General features: G+C 40.9%; 16 protein-coding genes. 8 read left to right on the top strand and 8 right to left on the bottom strand.

What is annotated here, in order from left to right; genetic code table 11:
• Positions 1–39: 39 nt before the first annotated feature.
• Entirely contained in the window at positions 40–426 is a 387-nt protein-coding gene (locus ACOV1Q_RS03130; RefSeq protein ID WP_424492980.1) for a VOC family protein, read from the top strand.
• Positions 427–558: 132 nt separating this feature from the next.
• Positions 559–1,752: an MFS transporter gene (locus ACOV1Q_RS03135; RefSeq protein ID WP_424492981.1), complete on the top strand. Its 1,194-nt coding sequence runs from the start codon at positions 559–561 to the stop codon at positions 1,750–1,752.
• A 77-nt stretch (positions 1,753–1,829) separates the two neighbouring features.
• On the opposite strand, the gene ACOV1Q_RS03140 is transcribed toward ACOV1Q_RS03135, so the two are convergent.
• The 5 genes from ACOV1Q_RS03140 to ACOV1Q_RS03160 form a co-directional block, all read right to left on the bottom strand.
• Positions 1,830–2,063 (bottom strand): YwbE family protein, encoded by a 234-nt coding sequence (locus ACOV1Q_RS03140; protein WP_489686608.1) that lies wholly within the window; start codon positions 2,061–2,063, stop codon positions 1,830–1,832.
• Complete coding sequence (locus ACOV1Q_RS03145; RefSeq protein ID WP_424492982.1) at positions 2,044–2,691, bottom strand: SDR family oxidoreductase; 648 nt, start codon at positions 2,689–2,691, stop codon at positions 2,044–2,046. The genes ACOV1Q_RS03140 and ACOV1Q_RS03145 overlap by 20 nt, the downstream gene beginning before the upstream one ends.
• A gap of 100 nt (positions 2,692–2,791) precedes the next feature.
• On the bottom strand, positions 2,792–4,603 hold the full coding sequence (locus tag ACOV1Q_RS03150; protein ID WP_424492983.1) for a GNAT family N-acyltransferase: 1,812 nt from the start codon (positions 4,601–4,603) through the stop codon (positions 2,792–2,794).
• Between the two features lie 40 nt (positions 4,604–4,643).
• A complete protein-coding gene (locus ACOV1Q_RS03155) occupies positions 4,644–5,894 on the bottom strand; it encodes an aspartate kinase (RefSeq protein WP_424492984.1) in 1,251 nt (416 codons plus the stop codon).
• Positions 5,891–6,373, bottom strand: coding sequence for a GNAT family N-acetyltransferase (locus ACOV1Q_RS03160; RefSeq protein ID WP_424492985.1), 483 nt, complete (start codon positions 6,371–6,373; stop codon positions 5,891–5,893). Before ACOV1Q_RS03160 ends, ACOV1Q_RS03155 begins: the two co-directional genes overlap by 4 nt.
• Before the next feature lie 117 nt (positions 6,374–6,490).
• On the opposite strand from ACOV1Q_RS03160, the gene fbp reads away from it, so the two are divergent.
• Complete coding sequence (gene fbp, locus ACOV1Q_RS03165; RefSeq protein ID WP_424492986.1) at positions 6,491–7,492, top strand: class 1 fructose-bisphosphatase; 1,002 nt, start codon at positions 6,491–6,493, stop codon at positions 7,490–7,492.
• A 94-nt stretch (positions 7,493–7,586) separates the two neighbouring features.
• On the opposite strand, the gene ACOV1Q_RS03170 is transcribed toward fbp, so the two are convergent.
• Positions 7,587–8,015: a tellurite resistance TerB family protein gene (locus ACOV1Q_RS03170; RefSeq protein ID WP_424492987.1), complete on the bottom strand. Its 429-nt coding sequence runs from the start codon at positions 8,013–8,015 to the stop codon at positions 7,587–7,589.
• Between the two features lie 248 nt (positions 8,016–8,263).
• Here ACOV1Q_RS03170 and ACOV1Q_RS03175 point away from each other — a divergent pair, with 248 nt between their 5' ends.
• From ACOV1Q_RS03175 to mfd, 5 genes are all read left to right on the top strand, one after another.
• Entirely contained in the window at positions 8,264–9,283 is a 1,020-nt protein-coding gene (locus ACOV1Q_RS03175) for a ligase-associated DNA damage response exonuclease (protein WP_424492988.1), read from the top strand.
• Positions 9,284–9,405: 122 nt separating this feature from the next.
• Complete coding sequence (locus tag ACOV1Q_RS03180; RefSeq protein ID WP_424492989.1) at positions 9,406–10,995, top strand: ATP-dependent DNA ligase; 1,590 nt, start codon at positions 9,406–9,408, stop codon at positions 10,993–10,995.
• Between the two features lie 43 nt (positions 10,996–11,038).
• Positions 11,039–13,510, top strand: a complete 2,472-nt coding sequence (locus ACOV1Q_RS03185; protein ID WP_424492990.1) for a ligase-associated DNA damage response DEXH box helicase — start codon at positions 11,039–11,041, stop codon at positions 13,508–13,510.
• A gap of 8 nt (positions 13,511–13,518) precedes the next feature.
• A complete protein-coding gene (gene pdeM, locus ACOV1Q_RS03190) occupies positions 13,519–14,157 on the top strand; it encodes a ligase-associated DNA damage response endonuclease PdeM (protein WP_424492991.1) in 639 nt (212 codons plus the stop codon).
• 127 nt (positions 14,158–14,284) lie between these two features.
• The gene (gene mfd / locus ACOV1Q_RS03195) at positions 14,285–17,668 is read left to right on the top strand and encodes a transcription-repair coupling factor (protein ID WP_424492992.1); all 3,384 of its coding nucleotides are present in this window, start codon (positions 14,285–14,287) and stop codon (positions 17,666–17,668) included.
• A gap of 93 nt (positions 17,669–17,761) precedes the next feature.
• On the opposite strand, the gene ACOV1Q_RS03200 is transcribed toward mfd, so the two are convergent.
• A complete protein-coding gene (locus ACOV1Q_RS03200) occupies positions 17,762–18,301 on the bottom strand; it encodes a hypothetical protein (RefSeq protein ID WP_424492993.1) in 540 nt (179 codons plus the stop codon).
• A 414-nt stretch (positions 18,302–18,715) separates the two neighbouring features.
• Positions 18,716–18,901, bottom strand: a complete 186-nt coding sequence (locus tag ACOV1Q_RS03205; protein WP_424492994.1) for a hypothetical protein — start codon at positions 18,899–18,901, stop codon at positions 18,716–18,718.
• Between the last annotated feature and the right edge of the window lie 284 nt (positions 18,902–19,185).

Consider the following 19,185-nt stretch of genomic DNA (forward strand, 5'->3'; position numbering starts at 1 on the left):
CATTGCGGTTGCATAAGCTGTCACGAAACTTTAAAAGATATGAAAAACAGGGTAACAGGAATTGGTGGAATTTTTTTTAAGACCAAAGATCCAAATGCAGTAAAAGACTGGTATAATAAACATCTAGGATTAAATACAGATCAATGGGGCTGCACCTTTTGGTGGAAGGATGAAAACGGGAACAAATGTTCTACGCAATGGAGCCCGTTTAAAGAAGATACCACTTATTTTGAACCTTCAAAAAAGGAATTTATGATGAACTTTCGGGTGGAGAACCTGGAGGAATTGCTGGAAGTTTTGAAGGAAGAAGGAGTTGAGGTCATGGATGAGATCCAGAAGGTTGAAGAGGGGAAATTCGGCTGGATCATGGATCCCGAAGGAAATAAAATTGAGCTTTGGGAACCAAACGATAAAGCTTTTTTATAGTAGATAATTTAGTGGCTATGCAGCCTTTTGGTTTTCAGTGAAATACTAAAGTTTTTTTAAATAAGCTTTTAATCTTTTTCAGAAAAGACGCTGCCTTACCTTTGCAGGTTTTAATGTATAAATAAAACCGGTTTGAAAGATTTCTTCTATTTTGTAAAAGGTAATTTTAGGCAGGTGAGCTTTGGCTGGCTACTTACCTTTTTGTCTAGTTTTGGTCAAACTTTTCTAATTTCTCTATACGTTCCTGAAATCATTAGGGCTTTTAATATTTCTGAAGGTTCTTTTGGCGCTATATATGCCAGTTGTACGCTGGCGGCTTCTTTTATAATGCTTACCGTAGGACATACAGTTGATCATAAATCTGTAAAAAAGGTCACGGCCTACACGATTATATGTCTGGCATTTTCGTGCATATTATTAGGTTTTTCTTACCATATTGGGCTGCTTTTTATTGCTTTGACTGGATTAAGGCTTACAGGCCAAGGGTTGCTAAGCCATATTAGCATGACCATTATTTCCAAATACTATGATAAGAACAGGGGAAAGGCGCTGAGTATTTCTTCTTTGGGATATTCTGTGGGCGAGGCTGTATTTCCGGTCATTATTGCGCTTGTCATTAGCTGGTTTGACTGGAGGATGGCAGCAATTGGAAGTGGTGTGGCGCTTTTACTCTACCTAATACGTTTAAAATTTACAAAACTTGATCATTTTGATAAACAACTCACCGGGGAAGGAAGGCCATCGACTTTGTCTCTCATGAGGAATTACAAGGAAATCGTGTTTGACAATAAGTTTTCTGTAATGGTACCGGCAAGTTTTATCCTTGGCTTTTCCAGTACCGCCATCTTCTTTTACCAATATGTATTTGTGGAAGATAAGGGTTGGTCCATTCAGCTTTATGCCACCTTTTTTACAATTTATGCCGCAACCCGCTTCCTTTTCTCACTTTTCGGTGGATTATGGGTAGATAAATTTACGGCCAAAGTGCTGTTTCGATATTACCTGCTACCCATGACTTTGGGGCTCATTCCTTTTGCCTTAATGGATAGTATCATGGGTGCTTTGATCTTCCTGGTGCTGGCAGGAATTACGACAGGAGTGGCCGGCACCGTAAAAACTTCTTTGATTGCCGAGATCTACGGAACCGAAAAAATGGGAGCTATTCGAAGTGTCTTTACCATGTTTATGGTCATTAGCACCGCCTTAGGACCTCTTATCATCGGCTTTTTAATTGACGCGGGCATAAGTTTTAGTACAATAATGCTGTTGATTGCCGCAGCCATGTTTCTAATTGTTCTGAATTCCCAGCGGATTCGAGCTTATTAAGAAGAGTTAATTGCTTATTAAACTGAAAATTTGAGATTCTGAACCTGTTTCAGAATCTCAAATAATCTGTAGAAATTCTAAGCGATAATATGTTGTACTCTTCCCACTTCCCCACTTTCAAGACGCACTTTGATGCCGTGAGGATGTGACGGAGATTTTGTAAGAATATCACGAACCACACCTTCCGTGAGTTTCCCTGAACGCTGATCCTGCTTTTGCACAATACTTACTTCCATTCCGGCTGAAATCTCCTTACGTCGTGGTTTCATCATTTTGACCTCCTTTAATACATCACCCCTGACTAATCTCAATCAAAGCAGATTTTATGGGCTCGTCTCCCTCAATCGCTTCAAACGTTTTATTTTTCGCCAATGGATCTGCAAGGGACATCACTAAAAGGAAAGCCACATCATCTCGGGAAATTTCACCGCGTTCGACTTTTTCGCCTAATTGTACTTTTCCCATTCCCAGGTCATCTGTAAGCGCCCCGGGACGCACAATGGTATAGTTGAGTCCGCTGTTGCGTAGATATTTGTCTGCTTCAGCCTTTGCTTTTAGGTAATGTTCAAGTTCTTTATGCGAAGAAGGTTCGTCTGCGCTCATTGCGCTTAGCATCACAAATTTCTTTACTTTGGCCTTTACGGCAGCATCAATAACTTTAATAGCTCCTTCTTCATCTACTGCGGTAGTTTTTTCGGGGCCGGTGTGTCCTCCCGAACCTGCTGCAAAAATCACCTTGTCAATTCCCTTTAGCGCAGGAGAAAGATCGTCCTGCTCAAGATCTGCCAGGACAGATTCCACATCCATATCATCAAAAATGGATTTTTGCTCCTCCTTTCGAATCATCGCAATGGGTTCAAAGCTTTGTGTATTGTTGAGTATCTCTATAACTCGTTTTCCGGTGCTGCCGTGCGCACCTACTATCAGTATTTTTTCCATGATTTTCTTTTCTGAAATAGAAATATACTAATCAAAAAAGGAACTTCCAACCCTTTGGTTCTAATAACAAATTATTAACGCGGTTTCAGCAGGAAGAAATTTAAACTGAAGTCTGATTTTTGGATACTTTGTTTTCCAATTCCTTTTGAAATTCTTCCAAAACAGGCTTTACAGTACTTTCAGGAAGATCGGAGATTTTTATATACATCAAGCCATCCACCACATCGTTAAATAAGGGGTCTACATTAAAAGCAATGACCCTGGCGTTTTGCTTGACGTACTTTTTTATCAAAACGGGCAGGCGAAGGCTTCCCGGCTCTATTTCGTCGATGATCTTATCAAACTTCTGAAGATCGGCTTTTGTAGCATCAAAAACGAAATCCTTGTCCCCGTCTTTCAGTTTCACCTTAAATTCCTTTTTTGGCCGAACATATTGCGCAATGTAAGGATCATAATAGTGCGACTTCATAAATTCGATCATCAGTGACTTTGAAAAATTTGAAAACTTATTGCTGATGCTCACGCCGCCAATCAAATATTTATGCGTTGGGAAACGAAGCGTGCAATGAACAATCCCTTTCCATAAAAGGAAAAGGGGCATTGGCCGCATTTGATATTCTTTTATAATGAAAGCTCTTCCCATTTCAATGGACTGGCTCATCATCTCGTGCAACTCCTGGTCAAACCGGAAAAGATCCTGAAGGTAGAATCCATTCATGCCGTATTTTTCATAAATCTCAGCTCCCATTCCCATTCGGTAAGCTCCGGCAATTTTATTTGTGTCATTATCCCAAAGGAACATATGGTAGTAATAATCATCAAATTCGTCCAGGTCTATTGGTTTATTTGTTCCCTCCCCAATTTCCCGAAAAGTAATTTCTCTTAGTCTTCCTATTTCCTGAAGAATATTTGGAATGACTTCTTTCTTCGCGAGAAACACTTCATAGTTTTTGCTTTCCAGCAGCCTTTTATCTAACACCCGGCAGGTTTGGACTTCGGCTTTCATTAGTTCCTCATTGGTTTCTTCCACGATCTTTTGGGGCGGTTTTGGTTTCTTGAGGTTCTTCGGAATACCTTTTAAAAAGTTCTTTTTCTCAAAGGAATTTGCCAGCATATAGGTCTTTCTGCGAAGAAAAGCAGTGTAAGTTTCCAGGTCGGGCAAATTCTGTTGGTCTTCCGGGGAAATCGCGTTCCCTATACGTACTTTAATTTTCCGTTTTTTCTGGGAGAGCATTTCACTGGGTAGCTTTGCAGTGCGTAAAATGTCATTTACTGAAGCTAATCTATAAAAGAAAGTGCTGTTACGGGCGTGGAAGTATATAGGGATCACCGGTACCTTGGACTTCTGGATCAATTTCATTGCCGATGGTTCCCAAGGCCTGTCTACGATCATTCTATGATCCCGATATGTTGAAACTTCACCTGCAGGGAAAATTCCCAGCGGTTTTCCTTCCTGTAAATGTGCAATGGCATCTTTGATCCCGGCAAGACTTGATTGTGCATCTTTATGCTCTTCAAAAGGGTTTACCGGCATGATGTAAGGCTTCAGCGGATCTATACGGTGCAGGAGAAAGTTGGCGATCACTTTATAATCTTCTCTTTTGGCAAGGAGCAATTTCATAAGGATCATGCCGTCAATCCCACCCAGCGGATGGTTAGAAATGGTAATAAAAGGACCATTTTTGGGTATTCTCTTAAGGTCTTCTTCGGGAATTTCAAAATCAATTTCAAAAGCCTTCAAAATGGAATCTATAAATTGCGTTCCGGAGAGATTTTTCCGTTTTTCGTATTCCTTATTGATAACCGAAAGCTTGGTGCTTTGAAGCACCATCCATCCTATGGAAGTTCCTAAAAACCCATATTTATCCAGGTTCATTACTTTGGCAACTTCTTTCGAACTTACAATACCCATATGTGATCTAATTTATTTTCAGCAGAATTAAAAGAACATTCTAGCCTCTGGTTACTATCTGAACGGTTTCTTTGGCTAATTGTTTCAACAGAATTTCCTTGTCTTTCTCAAGACTTTTAATAGCGGCATCGTCGAAATGCCGAATGGTATACAAAGAAACGCCGGTGAGGTATTCTACTTTAAATCTGGCTTTTAAATGGTTGATTAACTTTTCCAAGTTATTAAATTTATTATCAACACACACAGAAAAACTAATCGCAGAGTTTTGGATGAGGTCTACCTTGATTTGATATTTATGAAATAAACTGAAGATTTCACTTATGTTTTCCTCTACCATAAAAGAAAAATCCAGCGCCGACAAGGAAATTAAAACCTGGTTTCTCTTTACAATAAAACACGGCATGTGCGGTATTAACGCCTGACCTTTACTTACGGCAGTGCCCTCTTTTTCAGGATGTAAAAAAGACCTTACATACAAGGGAATTTCTTTGCGCTGTAAGGGTTGCAGCGTCTTTGGGTGAATTACAGAAGCACCGTAAAAAGCGAGTTCTATGGCTTCTTCATACGAGATTTGGTTAAGGAGTGCAGGGTTTTTAAAAACGCGTGGATCTGCATTTAGAACACCGGGTACATCTTTCCAAATGGTAACGCTTTGTGCATTGAGGCAATATGCGAAAATGGCTGCAGTATAATCACTTCCCTCCCTTCCAAGAGTGGTGGTGAAATTATTACTGTCTGCCCCAATAAAACCCTGGGTAATGCTGAGGGATTGAAGATTTACGGCAGCAATTATCTCTTCCTGGGTTTCTTCCCATTGTACCTGTGCATCGCGGTAGGTACTATCGGTTTTAATAAGATTTCGTGCATCCAGCCATTGATTTTGAACACCTTGAAACTTAAGATATTCACTTACAACTCTGGTAGAAATCAATTCCCCGTAACAAACTATCTGGTCGTAAACAAAATCATACTTGGTGGATTTGTTATGTTCAAGAAAATTTTCCAGTGTGTCAAAAAGGGCATTTATTTGTGAGAAAATTACAGCTTCCTTGTTTTCAAAAAGCTCCAGCAGGATGGAATGATGAAACTCTTTAACCTGGTGAAGACTGCTTCGAAAAGGTTTCCCAGAGAGGTAATCTTCTACAACGGTTTCCAGAGCATTTGTGGTTTTGCCCATGGCAGAAATAACAATGAGTTTATTCTCGTTTCCTGCCGTTTCCAGGACCTTTAGTACATTTTTGACGCCCCCGGCATCCTTGACAGATGCACCTCCAAATTTGAATATTCTCATTGAATTTTTTCTGTGAATTTTCTGATGCCTTCGCTGTCCATCTGGACAGTATACCAGTCTTTCAGGATAGTTGCGCCGCTGCGCTCATAGAAATCAATGGCATGTTGATTCCAATCCAGTACAACCCATTCAACCCTCTTAAGGTCTTGTGATTTGGCGAAAGATATTACTTCCTTATAAAGGGCATTTCCAAGGCCGGTTCCACGTTTTTCTTCTCTTACAATGAGATCTTCGAGGTGAAGCGTTCTTCCTTTCCATGTGGAAAATCTATAGTACACCAAAGCCATTCCTTCAATTCTTCCTGCTACTTCGGCAACAAAACAGGTGAAGAGAGGATTATCGCCAAAACCTTCTTTTTCAAGAGTTTCAACGGTGATTTCAACCGCATCGGGTTCGTTTTCAAAAGCTGCCAGTTCTCCAACCAATTCTAATACAGCAGGCATATCTTCTTTGTTGGCCTTCCTAATCTTGAATTCCATATGTTTTCTTTGAGACAAAAATAGAAATTGATTTTAAGAATAAATTCACGAAATCGTTGTAGTTCTGTAAAAATATTTAGGTTAGTTTTGTTCGCGTAACCAGATGGAGCTTCAAAAATGGCAAAAAAGAACCAGACTTTAGGAGAGTTTATTATTGAAAACCAGGCAGCATTTCCTTTTTCTTCAGGAGAACTTTCCCGCCTGATTAACTCCATAAGGCTGGCCGCAAAAGTGGTGAACCACGAAGTCAATAAAGCCGGACTGGTTGATATTACCGGTGCTGCGGGTGAAACAAATATACAGGGGGAAGACCAGCAAAAGCTGGATGTTTATGCTAATGAAAAATTCATTCAGACATTGACGAACCGCGAGATTGTTTGCGGAATCGCTTCCGAAGAAAATGATGATTTCATTACAATTTCGGGCCAAAAAAATGACCATCAGAATAAGTATGTGGTTTTAATGGATCCACTCGATGGCAGTTCCAATATTGATGTAAATGTTTCTGTGGGAACTATTTTTTCTATCTACAGGAGAGTAACACCGCTTGGCACACCGGTACAACTTGAAGATTTTTTACAACCGGGCCATAAACAGGTGGCTGCCGGGTACGTGGTTTATGGGACTTCGACCATGCTCGTTTATACAACGGGACACGGCGTGAATGGATTTACCTTAAACCCCGCTTTGGGCTCATGGTACTTGTCACATCCTGATATGAAATTTCCCGAAGACGGGCGCATCTATTCGGTAAATGAAGGGAATTATGTGCATTTTCCACAGGGTGTAAAAGACTATATTAAATATTGTCAGCAGGAAGAGGGTGAGAGGCCGTATACTTCAAGATATATTGGTTCGCTGGTTTCAGATTTTCACCGGAATATGATCAAAGGCGGAATATACATCTATCCCACCACTTCAAAAGCACCTGATGGAAAATTGCGTTTGTTGTACGAATGTAATCCAATGGCTTATATCGCTGAGCAGGCAGGAGGCAAGGCCAGTGACGGTTTTAGACGAATAATGGATATTGAGCCTAAGGAACTTCATCAAAGAGTTCCTTTCTTCTGCGGAAATAGTGAAATGGTAGAAAAAGTTGAAGATTTTATGGCTAGGTAGCAAATAAATTTACAGATTTTAGCAGGTAGAGTTTTGTATCAGCTTTTTTGAAAACCTCCACCTCTAACCTCTAACTTTCAACCTCTACAACCTCTTATTTTTCCTTATTCAATAAATACAGGTAATCGTCGAAATCAATTTGTCCGCTAAAGATTTGAACAGATCTATTAATGATTCCTTCCGAAGCTTCTGCAGAAAAACCCAATCCAATCGCATATCGTTTGATTAATACTTCTTCTTGCGGTTCAATCTGGTGGTCAGAAAAGATGATCTTAAATAAATCATGCAGCCGCTCCAGTCTTTTTTCGGAGCTGTTATAAGGACTAAGAGGAAAAGCTGTTGGGTTGTCCAGTACTTTTAAATATTCATCTTCGCTAATATCCAGTTTTTGAGCGAACCGCTTTAGTTGCTTCTCTTCCTGAGGATTAATCTCCCCGTCGGCGGCAGCCAGATTAACAATAGAAGCAAAATGGCTAAGGTTACGCAAATGCTCTCCGTGCCCAAATAAATCTGAAAATGACATAGTATAAATTTTTAACCAAATATAAATAATCATACATAGTACTCTTACACTTTTATAATTTTTTGGGTGTATCCCCTCCTAAAGTCGGGGTCGCGCTTTCCGCTTTTAGTCCCAACTCCCTGTCGGTCATTGGGAGCTAACCGCTACAATCGCTTACACAAATGCGGGGAAAATTTTAATGTTTTCCTAATGCAGGAAAAGCCCTGCATGAAAATTCTTAACTTTAGGAAGAACCAGAAAACCCAGGGATGGAAGAACCCTTATTAGCCTTTAACCATAAAGGCATTTACTGCGCCCAGGCAAATGTTTATTTAGATCCGTGGAAACCTGTGGACAAAGCTTTTATCACCCACGGTCACGCAGATCATTCCCGTTGGGGGCATAAAAAATACATTACCCATAATACCAATGTTCCTATTATAAAGCATCGGTTAGGCGATATAGAGGTTGCTGGAGTGAATTATAATGAAACGATCACGATAAACGGAGTAAAATTCTCATTTCATCCTGCGGGACATATCATTGGTTCTTCGCAGATTCGGGTTGAACACAAGGGAGAAGTCTGGGTTTTTACAGGAGATTACAAGACGGAAGACGACGGGATTTCAGTTCCCTTTGAGCCGGTAAAATGTGACGCTTTCATTACCGAATGCACTTTTGGTTTACCGGCCTTTAAATGGCTTCCGCAGCAGCAGGTAATGAATGATATTAATAGCTGGTGGCAGCAAAACAGGGAGGCCGGGAAAACTTCTGTGCTTTTTGGGTATTCCTTAGGAAAAGCTCAACGTTTGCTAAAACACCTGGATACATCTATTGGGAAAATCTATACCCACGGCGCGATTGAAAATATGACAGATGTTTTACGGCCACTGGTAGATTTCCCGCCAACCACAAGAATAACACGAGACATTAAAAAGGAGGAAATTAAAGGAAATATCGTGCTGGCACCACCAAGTGCCCACGGCAGCACATGGATCAAGAAGATGGTGCCTTATGAAACCGGAAACGCCAGCGGCTGGATGGCTTTTCGTGGTGCTCGCCGAAGGCGCGCTATTGATAAAGGCTTTGTTCTTTCAGATCATTGTGACTGGCAGGGATTATTAACTTCCATTAAGGCCACAGGCTGTGAAAGAGTAGTTTGTACACACGGCTATACCGAAATTTTCTGCAGGTTTTTAAATGAAATGGGCTATGATGCCCGCACTGCAGAAACCCAGTACGAAGGCGAACTTGCAGAAATGGACGCAAAAATTGAAGAAACAGAATAATTTTAAAAGCCCTCGCAGGTCACGTCATCCTGAATTTATTTCAGGATCTGCAGGTTGTGAAACAAAATAGAATAAGAAATATTAACAAACTCCTTCTCTTTTTGGAGAAGGCAGGGTAAAGGATGAAACAATTCGCAGAACTTATAAAAGCACTCGACAGTACCAACAAAACCACGGTAAAAGTGGCGGCCCTGACAGATTATTTTAAAAATGCCGAAGAAAAAGATAAGGTCTGGGCGATTGCCATACTCTCCCACCGCCGGCCGCCACGGCCCGTAAATACAACGCTGCTGCGTACCTGGGCTAGTGAAATTGCCAAGATTCCCTTGTGGCTCTTTGAAGAATCTTACCACATCGTTGGTGATTTAGCAGAAACCATTGCTTTGGTAATTCCACCTTCCGAAGCGCATTCTGAAAAGAACTTATATCAATTTGTGGAGGAAATGATCGAACTCAAAAAACTACCTGAACCTGAAAAAAAGGAATATTTAAACGAAAACTGGCTGAAGCTGAATTATTATGAACGCTTTGTATTTACCAAACTTATCACCGGAAGTTTCAGGATTGGAGTGAGTCAAAAACTGATGACACGAGCCCTTGCAAAAGCTACCGAAATTGATGAAGATGTGCTGGCTTACAAATTAATGGGAAACTGGGACCCACAAAAAATTTCGTTCAAAAAGCTTATTTTGGAAGAGAATGAAGAGGATTATTTATCCAAACCATATCCTTTTTACCTGGCCTATGCCTTGGAAGATACCATAGAAGAGCTGGGAGATCCCACACACTGGAGCGCAGAACACAAGTGGGATGGAATTAGGTCACAGGTAATTGTACGCAATAATGAGTTGTTTGTGTGGAGCAGGGGCGAGGAACTGGTGACAGATAAATATCCCGAGTTTCAGGATTTCATTGGAACTATTCCCAATGGAACTGTAATTGACGGCGAGCTTTTACCTTTTCAGGAAGGAGATATTGGTGCTTTTAATGATCTGCAAACCCGCATCGGGAGAAAGAATATTTCCAAAGCACTTCTCAAGAAAACGCCGGTGATCTTAAAAGCTTATGACCTTTTGGAGTGGAAAGGAAAAGACATTCGGCAAAAATCTTTTCGGGAACGGCGGGAGCTTTTGGAGCAATTATATTTTGAAGTGAGAAAAGAAGGTTTTCCGTTGCATCTTTCAGAAACCATTTCCTTCAACAAATGGGAGGAAGCCATTGCCGAACGCGAGCGTGCAAGGGAAGTGAAAAGTGAAGGGTTGATGCTGAAGCGCTGGGATTCTCCTTATCTCGTAGGAAGAAAAAAAGGCGACTGGTGGAAATGGAAAGTGGAGCCGCTAACAATTGATGCTGTACTCACTTATGCGATGCGCGGGCATGGACGAAGATCAAACCTTTTTACCGATTATACTTTTGCACTCTGGGACGGCGAAGAACTCGTTACCTTCGCCAAAGCCTACTCCGGACTCACAGATGCAGAATTCCGCAAGGTGGATGCCTGGATCAAAAAGAACACCCTCGAACGTTTCGGACCCGTGCGCAGTGTAAAACCTGACCTTGTTTTTGAAATTGCATTTGAAGGAATAGCAGAATCAAAACGCCATAAAAGTGGAGTTGCAACGAGATTTCCACGCATTTTAAGGTGGCGCCAGGACAAGAAAATAGAGGAAGCAAATACACTGGAGGATTTAAAAGCACTCGTGCCGAAATAGCGACCCCGTCCGGCTCTGCCGGACGCCCCTCAAGGCTAAACCTATGAATAAAACCAAACTCATCAATATAGCAGGAACCTGGTTTCAGTCCCAAAACTGGAAATCCTTTGCTTTTCAAAAACAAACCTGGAATGCCTTTTTACAAGGGAAAAATGGCCTACTGAATGCTCCTACCGGAAGTGGAAAAACCTATGCGCTCTGGATTCCTATTGTCCTGGATTACATCAAACAGAATCCCGAATACAAAACGAAACACAAATCGGGATTAAAAGCCATTTGGATCACTCCGCTGCGGGCGTTATCGGTAGAGATCGAGCAGGCGGCGAACAGGTTTGCCGAAGAAATTGGCAGCGGACTTACCGTGGGGATTCGAACCGGAGATACGCCTCAAAAGATTCGTGCGGCTCAAAAAAAGAAAATGCCAGATTTGTTGATCACCACTCCTGAAAGCCTTCAATTATTACTATCCTCCAAAGGTTACGATAAAACTTTCAAAAACCTTAACGCCATCGTCATTGACGAATGGCACGAACTCTTGGGTACCAAACGTGGCGTGCAGATCGAGCTTGCACTTTCCAGGTTGAAAAGTGTTTCCCCAAAGATGAAGATCTGGGGGATTTCTGCAACTATCGGAAATTTACAGCAGGCGAGGGAAGTGCTTCTGGGTCCCGATTCTGAAGCATTTAAAAATTCAGTTTTGATAAAAGCCGATCTTAAAAAGAAGATTACCGTCAAATCTATTATTCCGGAGAAAATGGAAACTTTTCCCTGGCGTGGGCATTTAGGTTTGCATTTGCTGGATGAGGTGGTGCCTATTATCAGAAAAAGCCGAACCACACTGCTTTTTACGAACACCCGCTCCCAGTGCGAAATCTGGTTTCAACGCATCCTTCAAAAATATCCCGAATTTGCAGGGGAACTGGCAATGCATCACGGCAGCATTAACAAAGAAACAAGACTTTGGGTAGAGCAGGCGATAAGGGATGAACAGCTAAAAGCCGTGGTAGCCACTTCCAGTCTGGATCTCGGGGTGGATTTCGCTCCGGTTGAAACCATCATCCAAATTGGAGGACCTAAAGGAGTCGCGAGATTTCTACAACGTGCGGGAAGGAGCGGGCACCAACCGGGAAAAGAAAGTGTGATCTATTTTCTGCCCACCCACGCAATGGAACTCATAGAAGCTTCGGCATTACAAAAGGCGGCTAAGACAACTGCCGTGGAAGACAGGATTCCCTACCTGCAAAGTTTTGATGTGCTGGTGCAGTATTTGACAACTTTGGCGGTGTCAAATGGATTTATTCCGAAGGAAATTTTTCCGGAAGTGAAATCCACTTTTTGTTACCAGGCGCTTTCCGAAGAACAGTGGGAGTGGCTGCTGAATTTTATTACGAAGGGAAGCCAGACGCTGCAGGCATATGACGAATACAAAAAAGTGGATATCGAGGAAAACGGACTTTTCAAGGTAAACAACCGGGCTATTGCAATGCGGCACCGGCTGCAAATTGGTACCATTGTGAGCGATGCTGTGCTGGCGGTGAAATATTTGAAAGGCGGATACATTGGCACGATCGAAGAATGGTTTATCTCGAAATTGAATCCGGGGGATGTGTTTACTTTTGCAGGGAAAAACCTGGAGCTTTACCAAATCAAAAATATGCAGGTGATCGTGAAGAAATCAAAGGTGAAGAATTCCCGTTTTCCCAGCTGGGCAGGAGGAAGAATGTCATTCTCGGCACAAATGAGCGAACTGCTTCGTGAGGAGATGCTGGTGGCTTCAGAAGCAGATTCCAACAAAAAGCCTTCCCTTGAAATCCAGGCGCTTTATCACATTTTTCAGCGACAGAAAAAGGAAAGCATCATTCCCAAAAATGATGAGTTTTTGATCGAAACCTTTAAAACAAGGGAAGGCTATCATGCCATTTTTTACCCTTTTGAAGGCAGGTTTGTGCACGAAGCGATGGCGAGTTTAATGGCATACCGCATTAGTTTATTGTCTCCCATAACTTTTTCGCTGGCGTTCAACGATTACGGTTTTGAACTACTTTCCGACCAGGAGATCGATATGCAGCAGGTGTTCGATAATGATCTTTTTTCTTCTGAATATTTAATGGATGACCTTCAGAAGAGTTTAAACGCCACCGAAATGGCAAGGCGAAAATTTCGTGATATCGCAGTTATCTCGGGATTGGTTTTCACCGGTTTTCCAAATAAAATGATCAAAACAAAGCATTTGCAATCCAATTCGCAGCTGCTTTTTAGTGTTTTCAGAGATTATGAACCTAACAATTTATTGTTTCAGCAGGCGTTTAGGGAGACATTCGAGCATCAACTGGAGGAAGGTAGATTGATATTGGCCATGGAACGAATTTCGGAACAAAAATTGGTCTGGAAACAGTGTGAAAAACCTACTCCATTTGCATTTCCAATCATTACAGACCGAATGCGCGAAAAATTATCTTCAGAAAAACTGGAGGACAGGATTAAAAAAATGATGGCACAATGGGGCGACCTGTAGTTTCAAAAATGACAAAAAACATAGAAATTCTTGGGCAGATTTTCATCCTGCATCCTTCGGGAGCCATGTTTTGGAAGGAGGAAAACCTGCTGGTGATAAGCGATGTTCATTTGGGGAAGGTTGCCCATTTTAGAAAACACGGCAGTGCGATCCCGCAGCAGGCGCTTAAGGGGAATTTTCTAAAACTTGACCTTGTAATGGCATTTTTTGATCCTGAAAAGATCCTTTTTTTGGGAGATCTTTTTCATTCCTATATCAACAACGAATGGCAGCATTTTGACCAATGGATGCAAAGTATTTCTGCGGAAGTTATCCTCGTAGAAGGGAATCATGATGTAATTTCCCCTTTAAAATATGAAGAACTGGGTGTGCAGGTAATTCCGGAGCTAATTCATGGTGATTTTCTGTTCACCCACCATCCTGAGGAAAGAACCGGTTTTTTCAATTTTTCGGGACACATCCACCCCGGGGTAAAGATCAATGGAATTGCAAGACAGCAACTAAAGCTTCCTTGTTTCTTCCGAAGAAAGAATCAGATGATTTTACCCGCTTTTGGGGAATTCACAGGCAAATATATTCTGGAGCCGAAAGACGGAGATAAGGTGTATGTGGTGACTAAGGAGGAGGTGATTTCTCTCAATATTTAGACACCTTCACTTTAAAATCGAGAGCAGGAGTCATTGCAACGGTTTTGCCTCTTTTTAACTTTCCCTTAATTCCTGTTGCTTTAGTCTAAAGTCATAAGTTCTTATCTTTGCAAAAAATTCGCCTTAATTGAGTAAATCTTCTATTGCCCAAAGCTTTGCACAGTCTGCAGCACAGCAGGATCTGGGGAAAGCCCTTGCCCTGCCGCAAAATAAAATTCATTTAAAAGGTCTTGTAGGGTCTTCACTTTCATTTGTGATCTCTAATGCTTTTAAAGATTCAGAAAAGCCTTTTTTACTGATCTTTAACGATAAAGAAGAGGCGGCCTATTACCTAAACGACCTGGAACAGCTGGTTGGAGAAAAACATGTGCTCTTTTACCCCGGAAGTTATCGTCGTCCTTACCAGATAGAGGAAACCGATAATGCAAATGTGCTTTTGAGGGCAGAGGTTTTAAACCGGATCAATTCCCGGAAGAAACCCGCAATTATTGTCACTTATCCCGATGCTCTTTTTGAAAAAGTGGTCACCCGGAAAGAATTGGAAAAAAACACGCTGAAAATTTCAGTAAATGATGAGCTTTCCATTGATTTTGTGAACGAGGTGATGTTCGAGTACAAATTCAAAAGAGTTGATTTTGTGACAGAACCCGGGGAATTTTCTGTCCGAGGAGGAATCCTGGATGTGTTTTCTTTCAGTAATGATGAGCCTTACCGAATTGAATTTTTTGGCGATGAGGTGGAAAGCATCCGCACCTTTGATGTGGAAACGCAGCTTTCTACAGATAAGGTGAAGAAGATCACCATCATTCCAAATGTGGAGCATAAGAAGACAGAAGAGCTTAGGGAGAGTTTTTTGAAATATATTTCAGATAAAACGGTGATTTTTACCAAAGATATGGAGCAGCTTTCTGCTCGTATCGACAAACTCTTTAGTAAAGCCGAAGAAGCTTTTAAAGAACTTTCCGAAGAAGTAAAGCATGGAACACCTGAGGAGTTGTTCTGCAATGCTGCTTTATTGCAGGAGCAAATGCAGCAATATTCATTGGTAGAGTTATCTGCACGTCACCCTGAACTTGTTTCAGGGTCTTCCGCTTCTGAAATTATAGAATTCCATACCAAACCCCAGCCTTCTTTCAACAAGCAGTTCGATCTTTTGATTGAAAACCTGCGGGAAAATCATGAGGAAGGTTACACCAATTATATTTTTTGCGTAAGTGAACAGCAGGCAAAGCGTTTTCATGACATTTTTGATGATGTAGACCAGGAAGTGCATTACAAGACGGTGGTGCTTTCATTATACCAGGGTTTTATAGATGAAGATACCAAACAGGTTTGCTATACAGATCATCAGATTTTTGAGCGTTATCACAAATTCCATTTAAAGAACGGGTACGCAAAAAAGCAGGCGATCACATTGAAGGAATTGACCAGTCTGGAGATTGGAGATTATGTAACGCATATTGACCACGGAATAGGAAAATTCGGCGGACTGCAAAAAATTGATGTGGAGGGCAGAAAGCAGGAAGCGATTAAGCTGATCTACGGAGAGCGCGATATTTTATATCTCAGCATTCATTCGCTGCACAAGATTTCCAAGTACAACGGAAAAGACGGAAAACCACCGAAGATCTATAAATTAGGTAGCAACGCCTGGAAGAATTTAAAACAAAAGACCAAAGCTCGGGTAAAACATATTGCTTACAACCTGATCGAGTTGTACGCGAAGCGAAGGCTGCAAAAAGGCTTCGGATTTGGCCCTGATTCCTACATGCAGCACGAGCTGGAAGCTTCGTTTATCTACGAAGATACGCCCGATCAAAGTACGGCAACCGAAGCTGTAAAAGCCGATATGGAAAATGAACGCCCAATGGACCGCCTCGTGTGCGGGGACGTTGGCTTCGGAAAAACTGAGGTTGCCATTCGTGCCGCATTTAAGGCGGTAGATAACGGGAAACAGGTGGCAGTGCTGGTGCCAACAACTATTCTTGCGTTTCAGCATCACCAGACTTTTTCTGAAAGATTAAAAGATTTTCCGGTGACGGTAGATTACCTGAATCGCTTTAGAACTGCCAAAGAACGGCGGGATACGCTTGAGGAATTGGCAAACGGGAAGGTAGACATCATCATTGGGACACACCAGCTGGTTAACAAAGCGGTGAAATTCAAAGATCTCGGACTTTTGATCGTTGACGAAGAACAAAAATTTGGGGTGGCAGTAAAAGATAAACTGAAAACCATCAAGGAAAATGTAGATACGCTAACGTTAACAGCAACGCCCATTCCGCGTACGCTGCAGTTCAGTTTAATGGCTGCGAGAGATTTATCTACCATTACGACTCCGCCGCCAAACAGGTATCCCATAGAATCACACGTGATCCGGTTTTCAGAAGAGACGATTCGCGATGCGGTTTCTTATGAAATCCAGCGTGGAGGTCAGGTGTTTTTCATTCATAACCGGGTGGAAAATATTAAAGAAGTCGCCGGAATGATACAAAGATTGGTACCAGATGCAAAAATCGGGATCGGTCACGGGCAAATGGAAGGTAAGAAACTGGAAGCTTTGATGCTCAAGTTTATGAATGGGGAATTTGATGTGCTGGTTTCCACCACCATCATTGAAAGTGGACTTGATGTTTCTAACGCCAATACGATTTTCATCAACAACGCTAATAACTTCGGGCTTTCAGATCTTCACCAAATGCGGGGAAGAGTTGGTCGAAGCAACAAAAAAGCATTTTGTTATTTTATTACTCCGCCATATTCCGCAATGACCGAAGAGGCGCGGAAGCGAATGACCGCCCTGGAACAATTCAGCGAACTTGGCAGCGGATTCAATATTGCGATGAAAGATCTTGAAATTCGTGGTGCAGGAGACCTTTTAGGAGGCGAACAAAGCGGATTCATTAATGAAATAGGATTTGATACCTATCAAAAGATCCTCAACGAAGCCATTGAAGAACTGAAGGAAAATGAATTTAAAGATCTTTATGCAGACCAGGTTTCGGAAGATAAACAATACGTAAAAGAAACCCAGATTGATACAGATTTTGAACTGCTTTTCCCGGATGATTACATTAACAGCATTACTGAACGCCTGAACCTTTACACACAGCTCAATGATCTGAAGAATGAAGAAGAACTTCAGAAATATGAGGCAGAACTTGTGGACAGGTTTGGAGAACTTCCTTCCGAAGCAGAAGATCTGCTGAACAGCGTTCGTATTAAATGGATCGCGGCAAGTGTTGGTTTAGAGAAAATCGTGATGAAACAGAACAAAATGATCGGGTATTTTATTGCGGATCAGCAATCAGGTTTCTACCAGACCAAAGCTTTTTCAAGAGTATTGCAATATGTGCAAACACATCCGCAGTCTTGCACCATGAAAGAAAAGAAAACCCGGAGCGGGTTGAGGTTGCTGCTGACCTTTGAGAAAGTAACTTCTGTAGACCGGGCTTTAAAGGTTTTGCAGCCGTTGGATGTGAGGGCGAAGGTCGAGGTGGAAGAGAAATAAAACCTCTCAAAAATGGCATTTTTGAGAGGTATTTGGATCGCGGTCAATATAGGTTTTAAAACTTATAAAGTCTCAACTTATCACTTTATCTATTTACATGTTAAGAAACCATTCTATTTTCCAGTTGTTATTCTCTTTTTGAAGTAGTATTAGAGAATTCGAGTAATCTGCTACAGAGCTTTGTTCAAGAAAGACTAAACTTAAATTCTTTTCTTTATTAAAAAGAGGTTTTGATAATTTCAGCCGGATATTGTCCGTGAGTTTTTCACAGTTTATCATTTTAACTGAAAATATTTCCTGGTCCCATTTAAAGCCACTTGTAATTTGGCTTTTCATATACTCCAAATCTTTCTTGGTCAGTACATCTTTAATACGTACAGCGTCGCCTGTAGGAGTCCATTCTTGAAAATTTACGATCAAATCAAGATCTAAAGCCTCAATTAAAGGTTTCCCTTGCGTTGTTATTGAATTCAAGTTGTAGTCCAATGGTTTGGAGCATAAAACAAAATCCAAACCCTCATATTCATTAAGAACAGTTTCAATTACTTGATAGATATCTTTGGAAGGGGTGATTTCATTTTCTGTTCTACATGTAGAGAGGTTGAAAATTGTTAATAAAAGTAGTAATTTCATAATAAAATGATTTAACAGGCTTTTTTCCTGCAGGTGAAATACCATTATTAGTCACATTGTCTGCCTCAGCCGAAGTTCTGTTTTTTATTCTATCTCTATCAGCTTGAATTGGCACAAGATTATTAAAGATGGTATTAGTTGCATTCGAGTTGTAGAGTCAGTTTTATATTTTCCCTCCAAATCGGTCATAGCCAGAAAATATCCCTGTTTTTGAATTTGCAGGAATGACTATACTTTGCTTCACTATTCAGGACTTCTTCTTGATGTGCCAATTTCCTGTGGGCAGTCACATAATGTTGTTCTTCTGTTTTGTTTTTATAATTTAAATTCGCTTGGTTAGAAAATCCGAAATAAAACCTCTCAAAAATGCCATTTTTCGAAACTTTAATTTTTCCCCGAAAACAATGAATATTGTTATTCTTCTTTTTTCCATTGAAATGGCAATTCCCCAGCATTCAAGTCTCTAAATTTATCAAGAAGTAGTACTTTTTCTGTCGCCTTTAAAATATCTGCCGATTTCTGTCCGGACATTGGCGTTGGATCGCTTATTCCTGTTATAACTAGAACTTTAATTACCAGGGTAGTTAGAAAGCTGTTCATATTTTAGTTGTTAATCAATTGTTAAAACAAAACTACTTATCCTAATTACTACTGCCTGAAAAAATCCCGTACAATAATTACGGGTTTTTTCTGCAAGGGATAAATTTTGTTGTGCTGGATATCGAAAAATAGCAATTTTTAAACCTTTTTCTATTCCTCATTTTTTAAAGATTGCAAATTCTGAAGCTTCTAAATGAGAAATTGACAGTATAATCTAAAAAAAGTGAATATCTCTAAGATTAGCGGCTTTCACCAGGAATTCCTGAATATTTAATAGAAAATAA

Source organism: Salinimicrobium maris (genome assembly GCF_049680855.1).
GTDB lineage: Bacteria > Bacteroidota > Bacteroidia > Flavobacteriales > Flavobacteriaceae > Salinimicrobium.